General features: G+C 72.7%; 20 protein-coding genes. 7 read left to right on the top strand and 13 right to left on the bottom strand.

The genetic code is table 11. The features are described 5' to 3' along the window. Both ACIBBB_RS02020 and ACIBBB_RS02015 read left to right on the top strand, forming a co-directional pair. Positions 1–792, top strand: a complete 792-nt coding sequence (locus ACIBBB_RS02020) for an MBL fold metallo-hydrolase (protein WP_398977728.1) — start codon at positions 1–3, stop codon at positions 790–792. A gap of 11 nt (positions 793–803) precedes the next feature. Further along, entirely contained in the window at positions 804–1,517 is a 714-nt protein-coding gene (locus tag ACIBBB_RS02015; protein ID WP_398977725.1) for a DedA family protein, read from the top strand. Here the strand turns inward: ACIBBB_RS02015 and ACIBBB_RS02010 are convergent. From ACIBBB_RS02010 to ACIBBB_RS02000, 3 genes are all read right to left on the bottom strand, one after another. After that, the gene (locus ACIBBB_RS02010; RefSeq protein WP_398977723.1) at positions 1,497–2,588 is read right to left on the bottom strand and encodes an MBL fold metallo-hydrolase; all 1,092 of its coding nucleotides are present in this window, start codon (positions 2,586–2,588) and stop codon (positions 1,497–1,499) included. The genes ACIBBB_RS02015 and ACIBBB_RS02010 overlap by 21 nt on opposite strands. Before the next feature lie 80 nt (positions 2,589–2,668). Next, entirely contained in the window at positions 2,669–3,892 is a 1,224-nt protein-coding gene (locus tag ACIBBB_RS02005; protein WP_398977721.1) for an aminotransferase class I/II-fold pyridoxal phosphate-dependent enzyme, read from the bottom strand. Between the two features lie 90 nt (positions 3,893–3,982). Beyond that, positions 3,983–4,555, bottom strand: a complete 573-nt coding sequence (locus ACIBBB_RS02000; protein WP_398977719.1) for a TIGR03086 family metal-binding protein — start codon at positions 4,553–4,555, stop codon at positions 3,983–3,985. A 103-nt stretch (positions 4,556–4,658) separates the two neighbouring features. On the opposite strand from ACIBBB_RS02000, the gene ACIBBB_RS01995 reads away from it, so the two are divergent. The 4 genes from ACIBBB_RS01995 to ACIBBB_RS01980 all read left to right on the top strand — a co-directional run bounded on the left by ACIBBB_RS01995 (position 4,659) and on the right by ACIBBB_RS01980 (position 8,141). Next, positions 4,659–6,161: a bifunctional phosphatase PAP2/diacylglycerol kinase family protein gene (locus ACIBBB_RS01995; RefSeq protein WP_398977717.1), complete on the top strand. Its 1,503-nt coding sequence runs from the start codon at positions 4,659–4,661 to the stop codon at positions 6,159–6,161. A gap of 85 nt (positions 6,162–6,246) precedes the next feature. Continuing rightward, the gene (locus ACIBBB_RS01990) at positions 6,247–6,804 is read left to right on the top strand and encodes a GNAT family N-acetyltransferase (RefSeq protein ID WP_398977715.1); all 558 of its coding nucleotides are present in this window, start codon (positions 6,247–6,249) and stop codon (positions 6,802–6,804) included. Between the two features lie 88 nt (positions 6,805–6,892). Next, entirely contained in the window at positions 6,893–7,702 is an 810-nt protein-coding gene (locus tag ACIBBB_RS01985) for a methyltransferase domain-containing protein (RefSeq protein ID WP_398977713.1), read from the top strand. Positions 7,703–7,781: 79 nt separating this feature from the next. Next, positions 7,782–8,141 carry a VOC family protein gene (locus ACIBBB_RS01980; RefSeq protein WP_189109647.1) on the top strand — a complete coding sequence of 120 codons (360 nt, stop codon included), beginning with the start codon at positions 7,782–7,784 and terminating at the stop codon, positions 8,139–8,141. 289 nt (positions 8,142–8,430) lie between these two features. Here the strand turns inward: ACIBBB_RS01980 and ACIBBB_RS01975 are convergent, their stop codons facing one another. Both ACIBBB_RS01975 and ACIBBB_RS01970 read right to left on the bottom strand, forming a co-directional pair. Further along, positions 8,431–10,434 (bottom strand): DUF5107 domain-containing protein, encoded by a 2,004-nt coding sequence (locus tag ACIBBB_RS01975; protein ID WP_398977710.1) that lies wholly within the window; start codon positions 10,432–10,434, stop codon positions 8,431–8,433. 108 nt (positions 10,435–10,542) lie between these two features. After that, positions 10,543–11,439, bottom strand: coding sequence for an arginase family protein (locus tag ACIBBB_RS01970; RefSeq protein WP_398977708.1), 897 nt, complete (start codon positions 11,437–11,439; stop codon positions 10,543–10,545). A gap of 67 nt (positions 11,440–11,506) precedes the next feature. On the opposite strand from ACIBBB_RS01970, the gene ACIBBB_RS01965 reads away from it, so the two are divergent. Beyond that, positions 11,507–11,854, top strand: a complete 348-nt coding sequence (locus ACIBBB_RS01965) for a DUF6204 family protein (protein ID WP_398978777.1) — start codon at positions 11,507–11,509, stop codon at positions 11,852–11,854. Here ACIBBB_RS01965 and ACIBBB_RS01960 read toward each other — a convergent pair. The 8 genes from ACIBBB_RS01960 to ACIBBB_RS01925 form a co-directional block, all read right to left on the bottom strand. Beyond that, the gene (locus ACIBBB_RS01960) at positions 11,835–12,167 is read right to left on the bottom strand and encodes a hypothetical protein (RefSeq protein ID WP_398977706.1); all 333 of its coding nucleotides are present in this window, start codon (positions 12,165–12,167) and stop codon (positions 11,835–11,837) included. The genes ACIBBB_RS01965 and ACIBBB_RS01960 overlap by 20 nt on opposite strands. Before the next feature lie 29 nt (positions 12,168–12,196). Then, complete coding sequence (locus ACIBBB_RS01955; RefSeq protein WP_398977704.1) at positions 12,197–13,168, bottom strand: LD-carboxypeptidase; 972 nt, start codon at positions 13,166–13,168, stop codon at positions 12,197–12,199. Next, positions 13,165–15,180 carry a prolyl oligopeptidase family serine peptidase gene (locus ACIBBB_RS01950; protein WP_398977702.1) on the bottom strand — a complete coding sequence of 672 codons (2,016 nt, stop codon included), beginning with the start codon at positions 15,178–15,180 and terminating at the stop codon, positions 13,165–13,167. Before ACIBBB_RS01950 ends, ACIBBB_RS01955 begins: the two co-directional genes overlap by 4 nt. 11 nt (positions 15,181–15,191) lie before the next feature. Continuing rightward, positions 15,192–16,544, bottom strand: coding sequence for a M20/M25/M40 family metallo-hydrolase (locus tag ACIBBB_RS01945; RefSeq protein ID WP_398978775.1), 1,353 nt, complete (start codon positions 16,542–16,544; stop codon positions 15,192–15,194). Position 16,545: 1 nt separating this feature from the next. Then, a complete protein-coding gene (locus tag ACIBBB_RS01940; RefSeq protein ID WP_398977700.1) occupies positions 16,546–17,379 on the bottom strand; it encodes a M55 family metallopeptidase in 834 nt (277 codons plus the stop codon). A 54-nt stretch (positions 17,380–17,433) separates the two neighbouring features. Next, on the bottom strand, positions 17,434–18,153 hold the full coding sequence (locus ACIBBB_RS01935; protein ID WP_398977698.1) for a class I SAM-dependent methyltransferase: 720 nt from the start codon (positions 18,151–18,153) through the stop codon (positions 17,434–17,436). Between the two features lie 45 nt (positions 18,154–18,198). Further along, complete coding sequence (locus ACIBBB_RS01930; RefSeq protein ID WP_398977696.1) at positions 18,199–20,676, bottom strand: SpoIIE family protein phosphatase; 2,478 nt, start codon at positions 20,674–20,676, stop codon at positions 18,199–18,201. A gap of 146 nt (positions 20,677–20,822) precedes the next feature. Next, positions 20,823–23,255: an MFS transporter gene (locus ACIBBB_RS01925; protein ID WP_398977694.1), complete on the bottom strand. Its 2,433-nt coding sequence runs from the start codon at positions 23,253–23,255 to the stop codon at positions 20,823–20,825. Between the last annotated feature and the right edge of the window lie 189 nt (positions 23,256–23,444).

Raw genomic sequence — 23,444 nt, 5'->3', positions numbered from 1 at the left:
TTGGGAAATGTCATCACCTGGTGGGGTCACGCCACCTGCACGGTCGAGGACTCCGGTGTCCGGGTGCTGACCGATCCGCTCTTCGCGCGCCGGCTGGTTCATCTGCGCCGTCGTCGCGGTGACGTACCGCCGCCGGAGGCAGCGGTCGCCGACGCCGTGCTCGTCTCGCATCTGCACTCCGACCATCTGCATCTGCCGTCGCTGGCGAAGCTCGCGCCGGGCACCCGGCTGATCGTGCCGCGCGGCGCGCGGCGGGCGGTGCCGGGACTGCGGCGGCTGGATGCCGTCAGACGCGGCGGCGGCCTGCGGATCACCGAGGTCGAGCCGGGCGACGAGGTGGAGATCGGACCGCTGTGGGTACGGGCGGTGCCGGCCTGCCACGACGGGCGGCGGCTGCCGGTGGGACCGCAGCGCTCGCCCGCGCTCGGCTATGTGATCAGCGGTGAGCGCCGGACGTACTTCGCGGGCGACACCGGGCTCTTCGACGAGATGGCGGACGTCGTGGGCACGGTCGATGTGGCGCTGCTGCCGGTGGGCGGCTGGGGGCCGCATCTGGGCCACGGTCATCTGAACGCCGACCGCGCGGCCGAGGCGCTGGCCCGGCTCTCGCCCGAGGCCGCGGTGCCGGTGCACTACGGCACGTTCTGGCCGATCGGCCTGGACGGCGTACGGCCGCACGAATTCCATTCACCCGGCGACGAGTTCGTCCGCCAGGCGGCCCGGCGCGCGCCCGGAGTCGCCGTCCACCGGCTTCGGCACGGCGAGAGTGTGCGGCCGGGGGCCACCCTGTGATCGACCAGCTCATGAGCCAGCTGCCGTCGGAGTCCGCGCAGCAGGCCGTCACCTACCCGTCGCTCTTTCTGCTGGTGGCGCTGGGGGCGCTGGTGCCGGTGGTGCCGACGGGCGCGGTGGTGAGTTCGGCGGCCGTGGTCGCCTTCCATCAGACGGCGCCACTCGCGCTGCTGTACATATTCGTGGTGGCCTCGTTCGCGGCGTTCCTCGGCGACATCACGCTCTACTGGCTGGGGCGGCGCGGAGTCAACTCGAAGAACGGCTCGCGCTGGCTGGCGGCGCTGGAGCGGCGGGTCTCCGACGACACGCTCGAACAGACGCAGCGCAGACTGCGGGAGCACGGCGTGACGGTACTGGTGCTCTCGCGCCTGGTGCCCGCGGGCCGGATTCCGGTGATGCTGGCGTGCCTGCTCACCAAGTGGCCGACGACGCGGTTCATCAAGGGCGCGCTGCCGGCGTGCCTGGCGTGGGCGGCGACGTACCAGCTGATCGGGATCCTCGGTGGTTCGCTCTTCGCCGAGCCGTGGGAGGGCGTGGTCGCGGCGGTGGCGCTGACGGTGCTGATCAGCGGCAGTCCCACGATCTGGCGCAAGCTGCGGGGGCGCGGCAAGGGCGCGGGCGCGGACGGCTCCGCGCGGCGGGACGGGAAGGGCGCGCCGGAGGGTCCGACGGAGCGGCCGACGGCGGCGGACGGGCCGGCGGAGTCAGACGGGCAGCAGGCGTGAGGCGCCGACCGGCAGGTCCCACAGCTGCTCGCGCGGTCTCCCGGTCCGCTCCCAGGCGGCCCTGACCCGCTCCAGCGGCTCCATCACGGGCTCGGCCGAGAGCACGAACGTCGCCCAGTGCATGGGTGCCATGTTCCGCGCGCCGACGTCCTGGCAGGCCTGTACGGCCTCCTCGGGGTCCACGTGGACGTCGCTGAGCCACCAGCGGGGGTCGTACGCCCCGATGGGCAGCAGCGCGAGGCCGATGTCCGGGTACCGGCCGCCGATCTCCCGGAACCAGTGGCCGTAGCCGGTGTCCCCGGCGAAGTAGACGCGCCGGCCGGTCGCCCCGTCGGTGAGCACCCAGCCGCCCCACAGCGAGCGGCAGGTGTCGGTGAGGGTGCGCTTGGACCAGTGGTGAGCGGGGACGAAGTCGAACCGTACGGTGCCGGTACCGCCGTCCCCGCAGGGGAGTTCGGCGGCCTCCCACCAGTCCAGCTCCGTGACCTGGGTGAAGCGGCGGCGCCTGCACCAGCGGGCGAGACCGGCGGGGACGAACATCGGGGTGTTTCTCGGCAGCCTTCGCAGCGTGGGCGCGTCGAGGTGGTCGTAGTGGTTGTGGCTGATGACGACCGCGTCGACGCGCGGCAGTTCCTCCCACCGGACGCCGACGGGAGTGACCCGCGCGGGCGTGCCGAGGATCCGGCGCGACCACACCGGGTCGGTCAGGACGGTGAGTCCGCCGATACGGACCACCCAACTCGCGTGCCCCGCCCAGGTGACGGCGACGGTGCGGGCGTCCACGGCCGGCAGCGGCCCCCGTTCGACGGGCAGCCGCGGTACGGCGTCGAGCGCGCCGGGACGCGGCCGTGCGGCGCCCTCCCTGGCGAGCCGGGCCATCGCGCGTACACCGGGGAGGGGGGTGGTGAGCCGGTGGGAGAAGGACCGGGGCCAGTGACGGCCGGCCTCGCCGAGGGGGCGGAGCGTGCCGCCGGGCCGGGCGGTCCGCTCGGAGGCCGTGACCCGGGAGGGGGTGGGGGCGGTGCCGTGCGCGCGTCCGGTGGGATCCGTCCGATCGGTGTGTTCCGTCATCGAAGCTCCGTTCAGGGCGGTGCGACGCGGTTCGTCGGGGCGGTACGCCGGGAGATGGGTCGGTTCGGCGGCCGGTGGGCTCAGGGCGGTTCCCCCAGAGCCGCCGTCAAAATGCTCAGCGCTTCGGCGACATGCGGCAATTCCAGGGGCTCCACATCGGTGAGGGACTCCATCCGCTGCTCCGGGGTTGACCCGAGCAGCGGTCCGGTGGCGAGTCGGACCCGCAGTGCGCCCAGTTCGTCCCCGAACCGGTGCCCGCCGGGCACCGGTATGCCCAGCCGTTCGCCCAGGAACTCTTCGAGCTCCATGGAGTCGCCGACCCCCCGCGCGGCGAGCCCCCGGCGCAACGGGCCGAAGTCCGCGTACAGATGACGGCCCGCCCGCGGCGGCCTGGCCAGCGCCCCGGCGGTGAGAACGATGTGGTGTACGGCCCCGGCCACGCGCGCGTGCAGCGCGGCGGCGGCGGCGACCCTCGCCGTCACGCCCGGCGGCTCGTCCAGCGCGCGGGCGGCAGCGGCGGCGACCGGCCCCGCGACGAGCGCGCCCAGCGCGGTGAGATGGTCCAGCGTCCTGGCCCGGCGCCTGGCGCCGACCTCGGTGGCGGGGAAACGCGCCACGGCGGCGGGCCAGGACGCCGGGGTGAGCGCGCCCGCCAGGTCGGAGAAGACGGTGACGTCGTCGGGCCACATCTCGGCCGGGCTGAGCGGCACCGTCTCGTGCGGCCGGTGCAGGGTGTCGCGCCAGGTCTCGTCGCTGATGATGTGCAGGCCCTCGCCGACGGCGGCCTCGCACGCCTCCCTGAGAAGCTCGGGCGGCGCGACTGTGCCGGTCGGGTCGTCGGCGATCGAGAGCAGCAGCAGCCGTGGGGCACCGCCCTCGGCCCGTACCCGGCGGACCGTCTCCAGGAGGGCGTACAGATCGGGTACGCCGCCGCACTCCGCCGGGGTCGGCACCGGAAAGAAGGCCCGGCCGAGGAGTCTGGCCTGCGGCGCCCAGGACGCCGGGTGCGGGCGGGGCATCAGGACGTCGCCGCCGTGCGCGGCGAGCAGGGCGAGGAGCAGCGGCTGGGCGCCGGCCGCCGCGGCGACCTCCTGGGGATGTGCCGGCAACCCGCGCCTGGACCAGTAGCCGCAGGCCGCCTCCCGCAGGACCGGGCCGCCGCCGGGCTCCTCGGGCGAGGTCTGTCCGGCGGCTGCGGCGAGTTCGGCGACGAGCTCGGGCAGCGCGGGCAGGCCCATGTCCGGGGCGAGCGGCCCGTACCGTACGGGGCCGCGCCCTTCACGCACCGTCCCCGTCGTCCCCATGCCCGCCTCCTCCCGCACTCACCGGCCGCCGGGCCGTCGTCCGGGCCCCTCGACCGGACCCGCGGCCGGACCCGCCGCTGGACCCCGCCGCTAGACCCCGCGGCCCAGCATCGCCAGCAGCCGCGTCTGGGCGTCGGCGCCCGGTGGCGGTGCCAGCGGGGCGTCGAACATGCCGCTCGCCGACAGGCTGTCCGCGTACGGCCCGACCTCCTCCAGCGCGAAGTCGACCAGCGGCCCGGGCAGCCGCTCGTTCACGCCGATCCCGCGCGACAGGTCCCAGGTGTGGACCACGGCGTCGAGCACCATCTGCGAGCAGTAGGCCTCGGCCCGGGTCGCCCCGTAGGAGAGCTCGACCAGGCGCTCCGACGCGCCCCGCCCGGCGAACGCGGCGCGTGCGCCCCCCGCCGCGCGGTCCCAGGCGGCGACCGGGTCGTCACCGAGCACATCGCCGTCGAAGGCGTCCCCCACGTCCGCCATGGTCCGGCCCTCGCTCACCAGCGGGGGCACCCAGAGCTGCTCGGACGTGAGGTGATTGACCAGGTCGCATACGGACCACGAGGCGCAGGGCGTCGGCGCGCCCCACTGGTCCGCGCGGACGGCGTGCACCCGGTCCGTGAACAGGTCGAGCGCCTCGTCGTGCCGGTCCAGCAGTGGATCATCCATGTCTCCCACTTTCCCCGGCCGACCGGCCGTACGCGAGTCCGGCCGGTCCACGGCCGGCTCCGGCCCCTGCTTGGGGTCACGGAGTACGGGGTACTCGCGTTCCATGTCTGACATCTACGCGGGCCGTACCCCGGCCGATCCCGGCACCCGGGCCCGGGTCGCCGCGCTGCTCACGGGCTGGGACCAGCGGATCTTCCGGTCGGCGGCGAACCGGCACTGGCCGGGCGCCGGACCGGTGCTGCCCCGCCTCAGCCGCTCCGCCAACCACGGTCTCCTCTGGTTCGGCGCCGCCGCCGGAATCGCTCTCCTCGGGCGCGATCAGCGCTCTCGGCGCGCCGCCCTGCGGGGCGTGGCCTCCCTCGCCGTGGCCTCGGCCACGATCAACACCGTGGGCAAGCGGTCGGTACGCCGCCGGCGGCCGGTCCTGGACGCGGTTCCGATGATCAGGCAGCTGAAGCGGCAGCCGATCACCACCTCCTTCCCGTCCGGGCACGCGGCGTCGGCCGCCGCCTTCGCCACGGGTGTCGCCCTGGAGTCGAAGGGCTGGGGGGCTCTGGTGGCCCCGGTCGCGTTCTCCGTCGCGGCGTCCCGCGTCTACACGGGCGTGCACTTCCCGAGCGATGTGCTGGTGGGCGCCGCGCTGGGGGTGGGGGCGGCGTACGCGGTACGCGGCATCGTGCCGACCCGCTCCCAGCTGCCCTCGCCGGGACGGCCGCACGCGCAGGCGCCGGAGCTTCCGGAAGGTGACGGCATGGTGATCGTCGTCAACCGCGCGGCGGGCTCGTCGGACACCGCGGGCGCGCTGCGTGATTCGCTGCCGCTCGCGGAGTTCGTGGAGTGCGAGCCGGAGGAGGTGAACACGGAGCTGGAGAAGGCGGCGGAGCACTGTGTCGCGCTCGGTGTGGTCGGCGGTGACGGCACGGTCAACCGGGCCGCGGTGGTCGCCGCCCGGCACCGGTTGCCGCTGGCGGTGTTCCCGGGCGGCACGCTGAACCACTTCGCGTACGACCTCGGGATCGAGAATCCGCAGGACACCTGCCGCGCGATGGCGGCGGGTGACGCCGTCCGCGTCGACCTCGGGCGCTTCACCGGGCCCGACGGGACGAGCGGTCACTTCCTCAACACCTTCAGCCTGGGCGTCTATCCGGAGCTGGTGCGGGTCCGGGAGCACTGGGCGCCACGGATCGGCGGCTGGCCCGCCGGGGTGGTGGCGGCGTCGAAGGTGCTGCGCGGCCAGCACCAGCTCCAGGCGGAGTTCGACGGCAGGCACCGGTCGCTGTGGATGCTGTTCGCCGGGAACGGCATCTACCAGCGCTTCGGGTTCACCCCGGGCCACCGCCTCGATCTGGCGGACGGACTGCTGGACGTCCGTGTCGTGCACGGCGGGAGCTTCCCCAGTCTGCGGCTGCTGGCCGCGGCGGCGGCCGGGCCGCTGAGCCGCTCGCCGGTGCACGCGGCGGAGCGGATGCGGCGGCTGCGGATCACGGGTATCGCGCCCGGTACGCCGCTGGCCTTCGACGGCGAAGTGGCCGAGTCGCCGGTCGAGTTGACGATCGACAAGGCGAACGAGGCTCTGACGGTCTACCGGCCGCGCGCGTTCCAGTGACCGTCGCCGGAGGCGGGCGGCCGGGCGGCCGGGCGTGGGAGATTTCGGTGGCGCGGTGCGGGCCTCCCGGCCGAAGCTCGTACGCATGGAATCCGTACCCGCCCCCTTCATCGAAACCCCGCGGCTGCGGCTGCGTGACTGCGTCGAGGACGACCTCGACCGGCTCCTCGCGCTGGACAACGACCCCGGCGTGAAGCGCTTCATCGACGGCGGCGTGCCCGCGGCGCCCGGGACCTTCCGGGCAGAGGCCCTGCCCCGGCTGCTCGGGCGCGGCTTCTGGGCGGCGGAGGAGCGGTCCACCGGCGAGTGGCTGGGCTGGTTCGAGCTACGGCCGCTGAACGACGCCGGCTGGGAGGTGGTGGAGCTGGGGTACCGGCTGCACCGGGCCGTGTGGGGCCGGGGGTACGCCACGGAGGGCGCCCGCGCGCTCGTGCGCAAGGCCTTCACCGAGCTGGGCACCGAGCGGGTCACGGCGAACACGATGACGGTCAACACGGCTTCCCGGCGGGTCATGGAGAAGGCCGGGCTGATCTTCGTCCGCACCTACGTCGAGGAGTGGCCGGAGGTCATCGAGGGCTCGGAGCAGGGGGATGTGGAGTACGCGCTCACCCGCGAGGAGTGGCGGCGAACGACCCTCACATGAGCTCACGACCACATAGCGAGACGCAGGTCTCATATTCCGACATCGCGGCGTACCGTGACGGGATCACTTCACGAGAGGGAGCCCGGTCATGCCGAGAGAGACCGCCGTCTACACCCACGGCCACCACGAGTCGGTCCTGCGTTCGCACCGCTGGCGCACGGCGGCGAACTCGGCGGCGTATCTCCTGCCCGAACTCCGCTCCGGGCTGGAGGTGTTGGACGTGGGCTGCGGTCCCGGCACCATCACCGCCGACCTGGCCGCCCTGGTGGCGCCCGGCACGGTGACCGCGGTGGACTCGGCGGCGGACGTACTGGAGCGGGCCGGGGAGGCGGTCGCGGCGCGCGGCCTGGACAACGTCCGTTTCGCGGTCGCCGACGTCCACGCGCTGGACTTCCCCGACGACTCCTTCGACGTGGTCCACGCCCACCAGGTGCTCCAGCACGTCGGGGACCCCGTACAGGCGCTGCGCGAGATGCGCCGGGTGTGCAGGTCCGGAGGCACCGTCGCGGCACGCGACAGCGACTACGGCGCGTTCACCTGGTACCCGTCGTCGCCGGCGCTGGACGGCTGGCAGGAGCTGTACCGGCGGGTGGCCCGCGCCAACGGCGGCGAGCCCGACGCGGGCCGCAGGCTCCGCTCCTGGGCCCTCCGGGCGGGCTTCACGGACATCACGTCCACGGCGGGCGCGTGGTGCTTCGCCACCCCGGAGGAGCGCGCGTGGTGGAGCGGTCTGTGGGCGGAGCGGACGACCGCGTCGCTCTACGCGGAACTGGCCGTACGCGGCGGCCACGCGGACGAGGCACGGCTCGCCGGGATCGCGGAGGCGTGGCGCGCGTGGGGCGAGGAGCCCGACGCGTGGTTCATGGTCCCGCACGGTGAAATCCTGTGCCGGGTCTGAGGGTTGGCCGCCCCGGGACTTCGAAGACAGGTCCCGGGTTCATGGTCGCGGAGATCGGTGCTTCGCTACCCTCATCCGTATGGAAATCCTGGGAACCACGCTGCGCATCTGCGTCGACGACCTGGAGACCTCGGTCGCCTTCTACGAACGGCTGACCGGTAGCCCCGCGCTCCGTTTCGAGCGCGGCGGGGTCTCCGTCGCCGCCGTGAGTTGCTTCCTGTTGATGAGCGGTCCCGCGGAGGAGATCGAGGTGCTGCGCAAGGTCACCGCGACGATCGCCGTCAAGGACGTGGACGAGGCGTTCGCCGCGCTCACGGGCGTCGGTGCCCAGGTCCTCGCGGGCCCGGTCCCCACCCCGGCCGGCCGCAATCTGATCGCCGTCCACCCGGACGGCTCGGTCTTCGAGTACGTGGACCGCAACCCGGTCCGGGGCGGCTGACGGCCAGGCCGTGTCCGGCACACGGCGCCGTCCGGCACACGGAACGGGCGCGCCCCCGCCCTCGGTGCGTGCGATCGCAAGCGGCGGATCGGCCTCGTACTGGGCGTACTCGGCCGACTCCGACAACTCCGACAACTCCGCGAGCGTGCGTGCCGACAAGTCATCAGCCGCTCCTCGGCGGGCGCGCGCCAGGCGGGACGTGTCACCCACGGCCCAGGGGCGCGTGCCCCGGACGAGCCGCGGGTGCGGCTCGTCCGGTGAGGCCGGCGGACCCGGCGCGAGGCCCCGGTCAGTCCCCCGGCCGCATCCGGTAGTCGTACGCCTCCGGCAGCGGGTCGTCCGTCAGGGACGCCCATACCTCGTTCAGCGTCTCCGCGCCCTCCCGCAGGTCCGCCACCTCGAAGCCCGCGTCGAACACCGCGCGTGCGGCGGTCTTCTCGCCCTCGGCGAGCAGCAGTTGGGCCTCGATGAGCCGGAAGGCCCCGCGCTCCCGGATGCCGGCCGGGAGCCGGTCCCAGATCCGGCGCGCGTCCCGCTCGCGGTCGGCGGCGAGCAGCGCGGCGATAGCCTCGCGGGCCAGTGCCACCGTGGCCGCCGTCCAGGACTCGGTGGCGTCCTCGGTCTCCCCGGTCTCCTCCCCGCGCTCGCGGCAGAGGTCGTCGAACGCCTCCAGGTACAGATCGGCGGCCCGCTCCGGGTTGCCGCCCTCCCGGTCCGCGACGGCCAGGCAGCGCAGCAACGGCCAGCGGGACGTGGCCAGTTTGAGGCCGCGTTCCCAGCTCCGTACGGCTTGGGCGAGATCGCCCGCGTGCCACTGGGTGACGCCGAGGTGATACTCCGTCAGAGGCTCGGCGGGCGCCGTCTCCAGCATGTCGCGCCAGTGCGGCGCGACGAGCGTCGGCCCCGGCGGCTCGGCCTTCCGCGCTTTCGGGAACGTACCCTGGGTGTACAGCTCGACCCACGGCGCCTGTTGCTCGCCGAGCATGGACTCGTCGAACGGCGTGCCGGGCAGTTGGTATCCGCCACGCATCGTGCCGCGCAGGACTTCGAGCGCGCCCCAGCCCGAGCCGGTGGCGAGCCGTTCGCCGGGCTCGTTGTCCGCGTACGGCAGCCAGGCCTCGTACGCGGCGTCGACATCCGCGCGCGGCAGGACCTGTTCGAGCCGGGTGTCGACCTCCGCGCGGGCCGCCGCCCAGTCGGCGCCGTGCACGGTGGCGGCGTCGGCTTCGAGCGGGCCGTACGACTCCAGCCAGCTGAAGTCGTCGTGACCGTCGAGCTTGACGTGTTCGAGCTGGGTACGGGCGAGCCCGGCCTGGATCTCGGCGTAACCGGGGGTGCCCGGCTCCGTGAGCCACTGCTGCCACCGCCGGCCGCCGCGCCCGGCTCCCCAGATGAAGAGCTTGCGCCCGCTCAGGGTGTCCGTGGAGGTCTGGACGAGTCCGTGGCCGTCCGCGTCGAGCGAGGTGATCCACTTCCGGGCCTCGCGCGGGACTTCGTAGAAGTAGTCCGCCGGGTACTGGCCGCGCAGCGGGTACGTACGGTCGGCGCCGTCGTACTCGGGCACCGGGACCCGGCGCAGGCTCCGTTCGTACCCGAAGTGCCAGGCCTCTTCGGCGGGTGCGAGGACGCGCGTGTGCTCGTCCTCGGGAACGGCGATGTTGGACCACCAGTAGACGGGCGCCGGACCCTGGTGCGGATTGCGTATCCGTACGCCGACATGGAGGAAGTCGGAGTCGTCGGGCAGCCAGAGGTCGACCTGGAACGGCAGGCCGCGCAGCGGCTCCCACTCCCAGAGCCGGACCATCTCGCCGCCGTCGGGGGCGGGGACGAGCGCGGCGTGCACGGGCGCGCAGGAGAGCGTGGTGTGACCGGTGGCGCCGATGTTCCACTCGATGCCGCCGGAGAACCAGGCGCCGTTGAGCGCGAAGTCGGCGGGCTGGAACACCGGGTTGCGGTAGAGCAGTTCCCGGTCGGTGGGCTTGTGGTGCAGGGAGTGGATACGTCCGCCGAGCCCCGGCAGAACGGTGGCCCGCAGCCGGTCGTTCTCGATGACGATCACGTCGAGGCCGGTGCTCACACGGTCGCGTCCGTAGCCGTCGAGGATCCGGACCGGGAGCAGGGTGCGCAGGGGCTCGTACCCGATCTGCCGCGCCATGTCGCGGGGCAGGTCCCGCTTGGCGCGTTCGTCGACGGAGTGCGTCTCGTCGAGCGGCCGAAGCGCGGGCAGGGGGTTCTCCGGCCCCAAGGGGGCGGCAGGCAGGGTCAGTACGGCACGTCGCACGCTCGTGGCCACAGGCAAACCTCGCTTCGCTCGCTGGGGCCGCCGACGGCCGGGTTGGCCGGCGCGCACCCGTTGACCATGGAACACGGTCGAGTGCGTGCCGAACAGAGCCTCTTGGGATCAGTCTTGGGTGAGGGCCGCCACAACGATGTCCGCGAGCAGTGCTCCGGCGGTGCCGTCGGGGTCGAGATCGGGGTCGTAGATCGTCAGGTTGAGCCCGGCGCAACGGTCCGAGCGGACCAGAACCGTGAGCAGTGACCGGAGTTCGTCGGGGAGCAGTCCCCCGGGGTCGGGGCTGTCGACGGCCGGCATCACCTCCGGGTCGAGCACGTCCGCGTCCAGATGCACCCAGAAGCCGTCGGTGACGGGCACCTCCAGCGTCTGGAGCACGGCGCCCGCGAGATCGGCGGCGCCCCACTCGCGGAACTCCCCCACGGACACGGTGGGGATCCGCAGCCGGGCCAGTTCCTCGCGGTCCTCGTCGTCGTCGCGGATGCCGAAGAGCCGTACGTCTTCGTCGCGGACGTACGGGCGCAGCCCCTCGATGTCGGTGAGGTCGCTCTGCCCGCGCCCGGTGGCGATGGCCAGCTCCTCGCCGCCCGCCGCGCCGACGGACGTCGAGTTCCTGGGGTGCCGGAAGTCGGCGGAGCCGTCGATCGCCGCGATGCCGTAACGCCCGAGCCGCCGCAGCGCGAGCGAGGCGCCGAGCTGGATGGAGCAGTCGCCGCCGAGGACGAGCGGGAAGTCACCGGCCCGCACATGCCCCTCGATCCGGTCGGCGAGGCGGCGGGTGTACGCGGCGATGGCGGCGGCGTTGAAGACACCGTCGCCTTCCTTCCAGTCGCCCCGGTCGTAGCGGGGCGGGACGACGACCCCGCCTTCGAACGCGCCGAGCCGCTGCACGATCCGCTGCTCACGCATCGCTCCGGCGAGCTTGTAGCAGCCGGGGACGGTTCCGGGGGCCGGTGGGCGCAGGCCGAGGTTGGAGGGGGCGTCGATCACCACGATATTCCGCATGGGGACCATCCTCGGCGTCGTACGCTCCTTCTTCAACGAGGATCTTCGGGAAGAAGGCGGCACGTCCATGACCACGCAGCACACCTATCGGGTGATCGTCCGCGGGACCTTCGAGCAGCTGATGGACGAGGCGCGTGCGCGGTTGCTGGACGAGCTCGCCGACCACGGGCTCAGCCAGATGCGGTTCACGCCCGAGGGATCGCTCACCTACGACAGGTCGCTCAAGCACTTCTCGTACCGCTTCGAGATCGTCTCCGACGCCGCCGACGGCGAGGAGATGGCCGGGGCGCTCGCCGAGGAACGGGCGGAGGCGGCGCTGCGGGCGTTCGGCGGGGGTATCGGTGCCGGATTCGGGGAGCTGCGGTCGACCGTGACGGACATGGACACGATGAAGATCAACCGGAAGGGGCGCTGAGCCCTCCGGACGCCTCGTCGCGGATCATGTCCGCGGTGATCGCCCAGCGTTCGTGGTCGCGCCAGGCCCCGTCGATCCGCAGGAAGCCGGGCGAGAAGCCCTCGTGGCGGAAGAAACCGGCCTTGGTGGGGTCCTCGATGACGCTGTTCGCGTAGTCGCGGTACGCCTCGGGGGTCTGGGGGGGGGAAGAGCCAGGGCGGTGCGGTTCCCTGCTGTCGCGGGCGAGCGCCGCGAACTCGCGGGCGTCCTCGTACCGGTACGGGCGTACGCGCGTACGTGGCCCCTCGCCTGCGGAGGAGGCGGTGTCGGGCATCGCGCCAGGCGGGATTTGTCAGACACGGCCTAGCTCAGAGCCGGTACGTCCAGCGTGAGCGTGGTGGTGTCGGCGGACGCGTCCAGGACCGCCGGGACGCCCAGCGGCACCGTCAGATTCGTCGGGCCGTGGCCGAAGCCCAGTTCCTCGGCCACGGGGACGCCGAGCCCGCCGAGCCGGTCGAGCATCAGGGTCCTGACGGCCTCGTACGGGCCGCAGCCCGCCCAGGAGCCGAGCGCGACCCCGGCGACCCCGTCCAGCCATCCGGAGCGCAGGAGTTGGGTGAGGATCCGGTCCATCCGGTACGGCTCCTCCTCGACGTCCTCGATCAGCAGCAGCCCGCCGGCGGCGGACGGGCGCGCGAGCGGGGTGCCGAGGTCGGCGGCGAGCAGGCTGACGCAGCCGCCGAGGGTGACGCCGTGGGCCCGGCCGGGGACGAGGGCGCCCGCCGTGTCCAGGCCGATGGTCCGGACCGCCTCCGGTTCGAGGAGCGTCGCGCGCAGCGACTCCTGGGTGGCGGGGTCCTTGAGGAACGTCAGGGCGGCGACCATCGGACCGTGCAGGGTGGAGACCCCCGCGCGGGCGGCGAACGCCTCGTGCAGCGCGGTGATGTCGCTGTAGCCGACGAAGACCTTGGGGGCCGCCGCGCGCATGGCGTCCCAGTCGAGCAGGTCGACCATGCGCTGGACGCCGTAGCCGCCTCGGGCGCACAGGACGGCGGAGACCGTCGGGTCGCACCAGGCGTCCTGGAGGTCGCGGGCGCGTGCCTCGTCCGACCCGGCGAGGTAGTCCAACTCCCGGTGCAGGTCCAGGACATGGGGCGCCACGACGGGGTCGAGGCCCCAGCCGCGCACGATGTCCAGGCCCGCTTCGAGGCGGTCGGCGGGCACCGGGCCGCTGGGAGCGACGACGGCGACCTTCGCGCCGGGCCGCAGCCTGGGCGGACGTACCAAGGGGCCCAGGGGCGCGGAGGCCGGCACGGGGCCGGTCGCGGGTGTCATTTCCCCAGCTCCAGCACCGGGACGTCGGGACGGCTGATCCCGAACGTCTGAGCGTACAGGGACAGTTCGGCCTCCAGCGCGCGGACCATCGTGTCCGCCCTGCGGAAGCCGTGGCCCTCCCCCTCGAACGTGAGGTACGCGTGCGGGATGCCGCGCCCCGCCAGTTGGGCGAGGAACCGTTCGCACTGGACCGGCGGACAGATCACGTCGTCCAGCCCCTGGAGCAGCAGGAACGGGGCGGTGATCCGGTCGACATGGTTGATCGGCGAGCGTTCGCGGTAGCGGCCCGGTACCTCGGCGAACGGGCCGACGAGCGACTCCAGATACCGCGACTCGAAGTCGTGCGTCCCGTCGGAGACCCAGCTCGACAGGTCGAGGATCGGGTAGATGACGGTGCCGCACGCGTAGACGTCGGTGGAGGTGAGCGAGGCGGCACTGGTCCAGCCGCCCGCGCTGCCGCCCCGGATCGCGAGCCGCGCGGGGTCGGCGGTGCCCTCGTCGGCGAGGGCGCGGGCGACGGCCGCGCAGTCCTCGACGTCGACAACACCCCACTGTTCACGCAGCCGTTCGCGGTAGGCGCGTCCGTAGCCGGTGGAGCCGCCGTAGTTGACCTCGGCCACGCCGATGCCGCGTGAGGTGAAGTAGGCGATCTCCAGGTCGAGTACGAGCGGTGCGTGGCTGGTGGGCCCGCCGTGCGCCCATACGACATATGGCGGCAGTTCCTCGCCGGGCGCGCTGTGGCCTGGGCTGTGCGGCGGGTAGATGTGGGCGTGGATCTCACGGTCTTCCGGGCCGGTGAACGTGCGGATCCGCGGTTCGGGGTAGTACACGGGATCGACCGGGTCGTCGTGCGCCGAGCCGATGACGCGGGCCCGCCCAGTGGCGGTGTCCAGCTCCACGATCTCGTACGCGCTGCGCGGGCCGGCGCCGACGCCGATCACCCGGGTGCCCCGGACTGCGAGGGTGGCGGCCCATTCGGTCCAGGGCCCGGCGGCGTCCGCGAGTTGACCGGTCTCGGGGTCGAGGATGCCGAGCGCGGTGGCGCCCTTGCCGTGGACGACGGCGATCATGCCGTCGGGCATCGGCCGGAACCACTGGAGGCCGATCTTCCACAGCGGTCCGCCGAACTCCTCGTCCACGGCCGGGCTCAGCCGGTTGGGCGCGGTGACGCCGGCCGGCGCCGACGCGTCGGGCCGCAGCCGGTTCAGCTGCCACCAGTCGCCGGGGTCGGAGACGTACAGGAGGGAGCCGTCGGCCGCCCAGTCGGCCTGTACGACGGCTTCCTCCGGTCCTCCGGCGACGGTGCGGACCCCGGTGAAGGCGCCCGTCCCGGCGGTGTCCGCGAGCAGCAACTCCGTGCCGTCCCAGGGCATCCGGGGGTGGTCCCAGCCGATCCAGGCGACGTGCCGGCCGTCGGGTGACACCCGGGGTCCGGTGACGAAACGGTGCCGGCCGTCGGAGAGTTCGGTCAGGGCGGTGCGGTCTTCGGCGGCCGAGCCGTCCAGGGGTACGGAGGCGACGACGCGGCGTACGTCGGTGGGCGACTCGCCGGTGAACTCCTCCAGTACGCACCAGACTTCGCCGCTGTCGAGGCGCAGCTGCGGATCGGCCCAGCGAAGGGTGCCGGTCCCCCGGCCGTCCCGTGCGGGGGCGGGGGTGAGCGGGCGCGGGGGCCCGTCGCCGTCCGGCTCGTAGGCGTACAGCCGCTGGTCCGGGAAGTGCGCGAAGACGACGAGGGTGGAGCCGTCGGCCCGTACAGCCCCGTCCCAGGGCCTGCCGCCGTACTCGATGACCCTGGTGCGGACGTTCCAGGGGGCGGGCAGGACCGATTCCTCGCGGCCGTCGGACCGGCGGCGTACGAGTACGCGCCGGCCTTCCTCCGTGGGCCGCGGCTCGGTCCACCACACCTCGTCGCCGACCGTGCCGACGTACTCCGGCCGCCCGTCGTGCGAGGCGGCCAGCGCGGCGTCGATCGGTGACGGCCATGATCCGTACGGCGCGATCTGCGGCATGCCCAACTCCCCTAAGCGGTCTGGAGATAGTGGTCGAGAACGCGGACGCCGAAGTGCAGGGCGTCCACCGGGACCCGTTCGTCCACGCCGTGGAAGAGGGCCTGGTAGTCGAAGCCGACGGGCAGCTTCAACGGCGAGAAGCCGTAGCCGGTGATACCGAGCCGGGAGAACTGCTTGGCGTCGGTGCCGCCGGACATGCAGTACGGCACGACGTGCCCGGCCGGGTCGAACCGCTCGACGGCCGCGCGGAGTTTGGCGTACGTCGGTGAGCCGACCGGCGCCTGGAGGGCCACTTCGCGGTGGTGGAACTCCCAGTCCACGTCGGGTCCGGTCAACTCGTCCATGGTGGTGCGGAATTCGTCCTCGCCGCCCGGCAGCATCCGTCCGTCCACGAAGGCGACGGCCTGACCGGGGATCACATTGACCTTGTAACCGGCTTCCAGGACCGTCGGGTTGGCGCTGTTGCGCACGGTCGACGCGACCAGGTCCGCGGCGGGGCCGAGCTTGGCGAGCAGGGCGTCGGGGTCGAAGTGCTCGGATTCGACGTCGACGTCGAATCCGTGGAGCGCGGCCAGTTCCCTCAGCGCGGCGCGGACGGTCGGGGTGAGCCTGAGCGGCCATTCGTGGTGGCCGATACGGGCGACGGCCGCGGCGAGCCTGCTGACCGCGTTGGCGCGGTTGACCTTGGAGCCGTGGCCCGCCCTGCCGTGCGCGGTGAGCTTGAGCCAGGCGGTGCCGCGCTCGCCCGCCCCGACGGGGTAGAGCGTCATGCCGGGCCCGGCGTGGAAGGTGAAGGCCCCGGACTCGCTGATGCCCTCCGTACAGCCCTCGAAGAGCTCCGGGTGGTGGTCGGCGAGGAAGCCGGAGCCGTCGATCGCGCTCGCCTCCTCGTCGGCGGTGTACGCGATCACGATGTCCCGGCGCGGCCGGACCCCGGCGCGGGCCCAGGCGCGGACGACGGCGAGCACCATCGCGTCCATGTTCTTCATGTCGACGGCCCCGCGCCCCCACACGACGCCGTCCCTGACCTCGCCGGAGAAGGGGTGCACGGACCAGTCGGCGGGCTCGGCGGGTACGACGTCCAGATGGCCGTGGACCAGGAGCGCGTCGGCCGTCGGGTCGGTGCCGGGGATGCGCGCGACCACGTTGGTGCGGCCGGGGGTCCGTTCGAGGAGCGTGGGCTCCAGTCCGGCGGCGGCCAGCCGCTCGGCGACGTACTCGGCGGCGGGTCGTTCCTCGCAGTCGCCGTTGCCCCGGTTGGTGGTGTCGATACGGATGAGGTCCGAGGTGAACGACACCACCTCGTCCAGCGCCACCATGTCGATCGGCTCTGCTCGCTCCGTACTCGCGTTCTCGGGCGTCATGTCAGCCATACTGCTCCTCCACCGCGGCCGAGACGATCGTGGTGACCGCCTTGAAGGTGCGAATGCCCTCGTACATCGTCCCGCTCGTGTATGCGACGCGCCGTTCGCCGGCGGGTACCACTCCGGGGACGACCGTGGCGGCGGCGGCCAGATGCTCGGCGTCGAACTCCAGCTCGACGGTGAACGGGCCGCCGGCGACCGGTTCGTACCGTACGGCCAGGGCGGTGGCCTCCTTGGCCGCCGCGCGGATGTCGGCGGCGGTACGCGCGGGGGTGCGGCAGACCGCGGCGTACCGCGAGACATGGTCCTTGACGGCGACCTTGCGGGCGCCCGCCGCGTAACCGTCGGCGTCCCGGCAGGTCAGGTCGTCGCCGGTGACGAGGACCACGGGGACGCCGTACTCGGCGACGACATGGGCGTTGAGCAGGCCCTCGCTCGCGCGGGCGCCGTTCAGCCAGACACCGGTGATGGAATTGGCGAGATAGGTGTGCGCGAGGACGCCTTCGGTGCCCGCGCCCGTGTGGTAGCCGACGAAGGCGATCGCGTCGACGTCGCCGTGCTGGACGCCCTCGACCATGCTCAGCGGCTTATGACGGCCGGTGAGCATCTGGGCGCGCTCGTCCAGCTCTTCGAGCAGCAGGTTGCGCATGGTCCAGTGCGCCTCGTTGATGAGCACCTCGTCGGCGCCGCCGTCCAGGAAGCCGAGGACGGCGGCGTTCACGTCCGAGGTGAACAGGGCGCGGCAGCGCTCCCACTGCGGCGTCCCCGGCAGGACGTCGGCCGGCCAGGTCACACCGGTGGCACCTTCCATGTCGGCGCTGATGAGGATCTTCATGCAGCGAAACCGTACGCGCCGCCGGACCCGACGACCACCCCGGCCCGGGGGCTGTCAGGCGGGGGCCAGGACGAACCAGCGGGCGGGGAGGTCGATCCTGGTGCCGTCGGCCAGATACTCCGTCTGGGGAAGCGTGGTGTCCCCGCTGTCGACGATCCGCAGGCCCGCCTCGGTCAGCAGCCTGGGCACCTCCTCGTCGGAGGCCCCGGCCGGCTTCAGACCGTGGTCGAAGACCCGTCGCAGCTTCGCGGGCGGTCCGCCGGGGTCCTGGGAGGCCCGCTGGAGCACCGCCTTGGACGCCGAGGTCAGCTCCACGACGAACGCCCTGCCGCGCGTCCCGAGCAGCGTGGCGACCGCTCCCGCGACGACGGGCCGGTCCTGCGGTTCGCTCTGGTGGATGACGGCGCGCATATAGACGTTCGTGTCGCCGACCCGCTCCGACAGCGCCCGGACCGCTTCCCGGTCCACGAGACTGAGCTGCTCGAACTCGGCCACCTTCTCGGTGTCGGCACGGCGCGCGTGCTCGATCGCCGCGTGCGAGAGGTCCACGCCCACCGCGCGGGCGAAGCGGGTGGCGAGATGTCGGGTCTGGGTGCCGTTGCCGCAGCCGAGGTCGACGACGGGCAGGGCCGGGTCGGCGTGCGGCAGGAGTATGTCGCAGTGCGGTACGGCGGTGAGGGAGGGGGCGGAGTCCCAGATCGCCTCGCCCGGCGCGTCGGAGGTCTCGCGCCAGTAGCTCTCCCACGAATCCAGGTAACGCTGTGACACGCCCATGGGACCTCCTCATCTCACGCCCGTCTAGGGCGAATTGACGACGCGTCAGATCCGCGCCACTCGCGAACCCTTTCCCGCCAGAGCCTGTTCGAACCACACCGTTTTGCCGTGCGGGGAGCTGCTGCTCCCCCAGCCACGGGCCAGCCGGCTCACGACCCGCAGACCCCGGCCGAACTGGTCGTCGGGCGTCGCGCCCAGCAGGCTCGCCGGGGCCGGTTCGTCGTCGGTGACCTCACAGAGCAGGGCGTCCGTACGGACCAGCCGGAGCCCGACATGGCGGATACGGGAGTGCCGTACGGCGTTGGTGACCAGCTCGCTGACCATCAGCTCCGCGCTCTCCACGGCCCCCGGCAGATTCCAGTCGTACAGCTTGCCGCGCACCAGCCGCCGGGCCCGCGCGACCTCGCGCGGGTCGAGGGCGAGCTGCCACTCGGCGACGTCGCCGTCCGGGATGCCGTTCAGCCTGGCCATCAGCAGCGCCACGTCGTCCTTGCGTCCGCCGTGGGTGTTGAGCGCGCGGATGATGGTGTCGCAGGCCTGGTCCATGGAGGCCGCGGGATGCGCGGCCGACTCGCAGAGCGCCGCGAGGCCGGCGCCGATGTCCTGGCCGCGCACCTCGACGAGTCCGTCGGTGCAGAGCACCAGCCGGTCGCCGGGGCCGACCCGGACCGTCGCGGTCTCGAACGGCACTCCGCCGACGCCGATGGGGGCGCCGGTCGGCAGGTCGAGCAGTTCGCTGCGGCCGTCGGCGGCGCGGACCACGACGGGCGGGATATGTCCGGCGTTGGCGATCTGGAGCTCGGAGCGGATGGGGTCGTAGACCGCGTACAGACACGTGGCGAGATAGTTCTCACCCAGACGCTGGGCCAAGTCGTCGAGATTGCGGAGCAGTTGGGCGGGCGGCATCTCCATGGTCGCCATCGTCTGCACGGCCGTACGCAACTGGCCCATCATCGCCGCCGAGTTGAGGCCGTGGCCCATGACGTCGCCCACGATCAACGCGGTACGTGAGCCGGGCAGTTTGACGGAGTCGAACCAGTCGCCGCCGATCCTGCCGAGCCGGGCACCGGGCAGATAGCGGGTGGCGATGTCGCAGCCCGCCATCCGGCTAGCGACCTGCGGCAGCATGCTGTCCTGGAGGGTGTCGGCGACATTCTCCTGATACGTGTACATCCTGGCGTTGTCCAGGACCAGACCGGCCCTCGCGGCCAGCTCGGCACCGGTGGTGCGGTCCATGTCGTCGAAGGGATGCCGCTCCTGACGCCGCATCAGCACCATGAAGCCCAGCACCACGTCGCGCGCCTTGAGCGGCACGAGCAGCATGGAGCGGTTGTTGATGAGCGGGCGCAGGTCACGCTTCTCGAACTGCGCGGAGATCCGGTCACCGTCCGCCTCGTCGAGCCGGGGGATGAGGACGGGCTCGCCGGTGATCATGCACTGGAAGAACGGGGTGTGTTCGGGGAAGGCGATGGCCTCGCCGACCGGCACCGTGTCGTCCCAGCGGCCCGGTTCGTCGTTGTGCTCGACCCAGACGCGGTGCCAGATGGTGGTCACGTCGGGCGGGCCGATGGGGAAACCCTCACCGGCGAGGACGGCGGCCCGCAGATGGGTGCCCGCGAAGTCGGTGAAGCGGGGGACGGCGGCGCTGGTGACCTCGCGGATGGTGCGCGCCAGGTCGAGGGAGGAGCCGATCAGGCCGCTGACCTCGTTCAGGAACTCCAGGCGTTCGCGGACTGCCGCGTATTCGAGGTCGAGTTCGGGGACGGGCACCGCGTGGCCCACGTGGCCTGTGTGGTCGGGGTGGGGCGCCCGGTCGGCGCCCGTCCCGTCGCGGTCCGCCGTACCGTACGGACGGCCCCGCCGTACGGCCGCGCGGCGCGGCACACCCCAGTCGGGGGTGACCGGGACCCGGTCGTGGCGGCTGAACTCCAGGACGGGATAGCCGAGTTCGAGGACCTGGGCGACGATGCGCTCCGAGTCCGCGACGCTCATGTTCGGCAGGATGTGCGGGAGTTGGCCGGCCAGCGACTCGGAGTCGGGGAATTCGGTGTGCAGCGAGAAGCTGGGCGCGATCCGCTCGCTGTCGGCGCCGGTGTCGATACGGAGCTGGTCGACGTCCGCGGCGAGTACGAGATGACGGCCGGGTCCCGGCCCCGCCAGCGGATAGGCCCACCACAGCACGTCGAGCCGGGGGCGTCCCACATCGGAGAGTTTCGCCCGGCCGGCGGTCGGATAGGAGCTGCGGCCGTGCAGGTCGGGACCCAGCTCGTCGTACACGTCGTACGCCTCGTACGCGCCGTTGACCAGCCCGGTCCGGTCCTCGGTGAGCGCCCCGGCGACCGGCATGAGATCGCCCGCGGGCTGCCCGACCGCGTCTTCCTTGGAATGGCCGAAAAGCCGCCGTGCGCCGCTCGACCAGTGCGATACGAGGCCGTCGGCGTCCACGACGACCACGGCGAGCGGAATCCGGCCGGCCACGGCGTGCTGCGGCCGTGACCGGAGCGGCGGAGTGCCACTGTCCATGGGTGGAAGGCTCCTTCCCCGCCGCCGGGATCTGCGGCTGTGCACCCACGGTACGGCTCCGAACACGCAGTGCGCGGGGCAATGAACTAATAGGTCGTGCGCCCGCGCACTGGGGAAAGTTGACTGAAATTCAGTCAGTAGGCGGCTCAGTCCTCGTGGCCCAGTTGCAGGTCCCGCTCGGTGCGTCCGCCGCCCGCCATCCGCAGCACCGTGGCCACCGGCGGATACCCGGCGGCGATGACCGTGTACTCGCCGGAGGACAGGTCGACGAAACGGAACGTGCCGTCCGCGCCCGTCGTGAGAGTGTCGACGACATTGCCCGCCGCGTCGAGCAGCGTGACACGGGCGTCCTCGACCGGACGTCCCCCGCCCGCCCGTACGGTGCCGCGCAGCACCGCCCCGCCGGCCAGCTCGATGTCCTGTCTGGTCTCACGCGAGGCCTGGACGCTGACGAGGAGCGCGGCGGGGCGGAAGGCGGGGGCGCTGGCCGCGAGGGTGTACTCCCCCGCCACCAACTCCGAGATGACGTAGCCGCCTTCGCGCCCGCTGCGGGTGGAGGCGACGACGTCACCGCGTACGTCGGTGAGGGTGACGGCAGCGTCGCGTACGGGCGTGCCGTCGGCGGTCAGTACGGCGCCGGCGAGCCGTCCGGCGCCGCCGAGGACCACGTCCAGCTCGACGGGGCGCTCGCCCACGGTCACGGTGACGGCCTGCGGCTGGTGCCCGCCGGCGGCGGCGATCATCACGTACGAACCGGCGCCGGGCACGCTCAGCGCGTACCGCCCGTCCTCGCCGCTTGCCCCGCGCCCGATCTGGGTGCCCTGTACGTCGATGAGGGTGAGGGCGGCGCGCGGGACCGTGCTGCCGTCGTGGTGCTGGACGGTGCCGCAGACGGCCACGCCCGGTGTGTAGGTGTGCGACGGGGCGGCGCCGTTCGAGGAGGCGGACGCCGACGGGGCGCTGCGGGCGGACGGAACGGCGGTGGACTCGGCGGCGGATGCGTTGTAGGACACCAGCGGTTTCTCCTTGAGGAAGCAGGCGATGAGCAGGCCGAGCAGGAGCACCGGCACGAGGTAGAGGAAGATGCGCGGCATCGCGTCCGCGTACGCCTGGATGTAGCTGTCCCGCAGCGCGGGCGGCATCGCGTGCACCATCTGCGGCGTGATGGATTCCGCGCTCGGCAGTCCGGCCCCGGACGGGATGCGGTCGACGAGCGCGTCGGCGAGCCGGTCGGCGAAGAGCGTGCCGAAGATGGCGGCGCCGACACTGCCGCCGATCTGCCGGAAATAGTTGTTGGCGCTGGTGGCGGTGCCGAGGTCGGAGGGCTGCACGGAGTTCTGCACGGCCAGGATCAGCACCGGCATGACCAGGCCGATGCCGATGCCGAGTACCGCCTGCCAGAGGCTGTATTCGAGCCGGGAGGTGTCCGTCTCCAGACGGGACAGCAGCCACATGCCGACGGCGGAGATCGCGGCGCCGAGGATGGGGTAGATCCGGTAGCGGCCCGTCTTGCTGATGAGCTGTCCGGAGATGACGGAGGCGGCGACGATGCCGCCCATCATCGGGAGCATCAGCAGGCCGGACTCGGTGGCCGAGGCGCCGTCGACCATCTGGAGGAAGGTCGGCAGATAGCTGGCGGCACCGAAGAGCGCGACGCCGATGACCGCGCCGACGAGACCGGTGATGTTGAAGATCGAGTCGCGGAACAGCCGCAGGGGGATGATCGGTTCGGGCGCGAAGCGTTCGACGACCAGGAACAGGACGGCCGTCACGACGGAGCCGGCGGCGAGTCCGACGATGACGCGTGAGCCCCACTCGTACTCCGTACCGCCCCAACTGGTCAGCAGCACCAGGCAGGTCGACGCGGCGGCGAGCAGCACGGCGCCCATGATGTCGAGCCGCGCCTTGCCTCGGTGCTTGGGGAGTTTGAGTACGACGCTGACGACGGCGAGGGTGACAAGGCCGAACGGCACGTTGAAGTAGAAGCACCAGCGCCAGGAGACATGGTCGGTGAAGAAGCCGCCGAGCAGCGGTCCGGCGACCGAGGCGAGGCCGAAGGCGCCGCCGATGAGGCCCATGTAGCGGCCGCGTTCACGGGGCGGCACGATGTCGGCGATGATCGCCTGGACGCCGATCATGAGTCCGCCGGCGCCGACGCCCTGGAGGGCGCGGAAGGCGATGAGTTCGTTCATCGTGCGGGACCAGCCGGCCAGGGCCGATCCGACGACGAAGACGACGATGGCGAACTGGAAGACGCCCTTGCGGCCGAAGAGATCGCCGAGCTTGCCGTAGATCGGCAGGCCGATCGTGGAGGTCAGCAGATACGCGGTGATCGCCCAGGGCATCCGGTCGAGGCCCTGGAGTTCCCCGACGATCTTCGGCAGGGCGGTGGCGACGATCATCTGCTCCAGCGCCGCGAGCAGCAGCGCGAGCATCAGCCCGATGAAGACCAGGCGCACCCGGCGCGGGGAGAGTTCATCGCCCGGGGTGGCGGCGCCGGTGGCGGGTGGGGGCGGGTCGACCGTGGCCGGAGTGGGCACGGCCTGCTCGTCGTCCTTCACCAGCGTGATGCCACCCACGAATTGCTCCCCTTCGTCGCGTCTGCGCGGCGTAATTCTTCACATTGCACGCAGAGCGGGAGCAAGTCGGGCGGTTCACCGAAGGCCGTACGGCGCATGGCGGCAGTTGGTTGCGAGGGGCCCCCGGGGGCGCTCATCAGCGGCTTTCCCGCGACGCGTGATGCGCGGGCGCACGTCACGCGTCGCGGG

Origin of the sequence: Streptomyces sp. NPDC051217 (genome assembly GCF_044455465.1) — a bacterium.
GTDB lineage: Bacteria > Actinomycetota > Actinomycetes > Streptomycetales > Streptomycetaceae > Streptomyces.
Note: the sequence above shows the minus strand (reverse complement) of the source record. Positions and strands in the feature narration are given on the sequence as shown.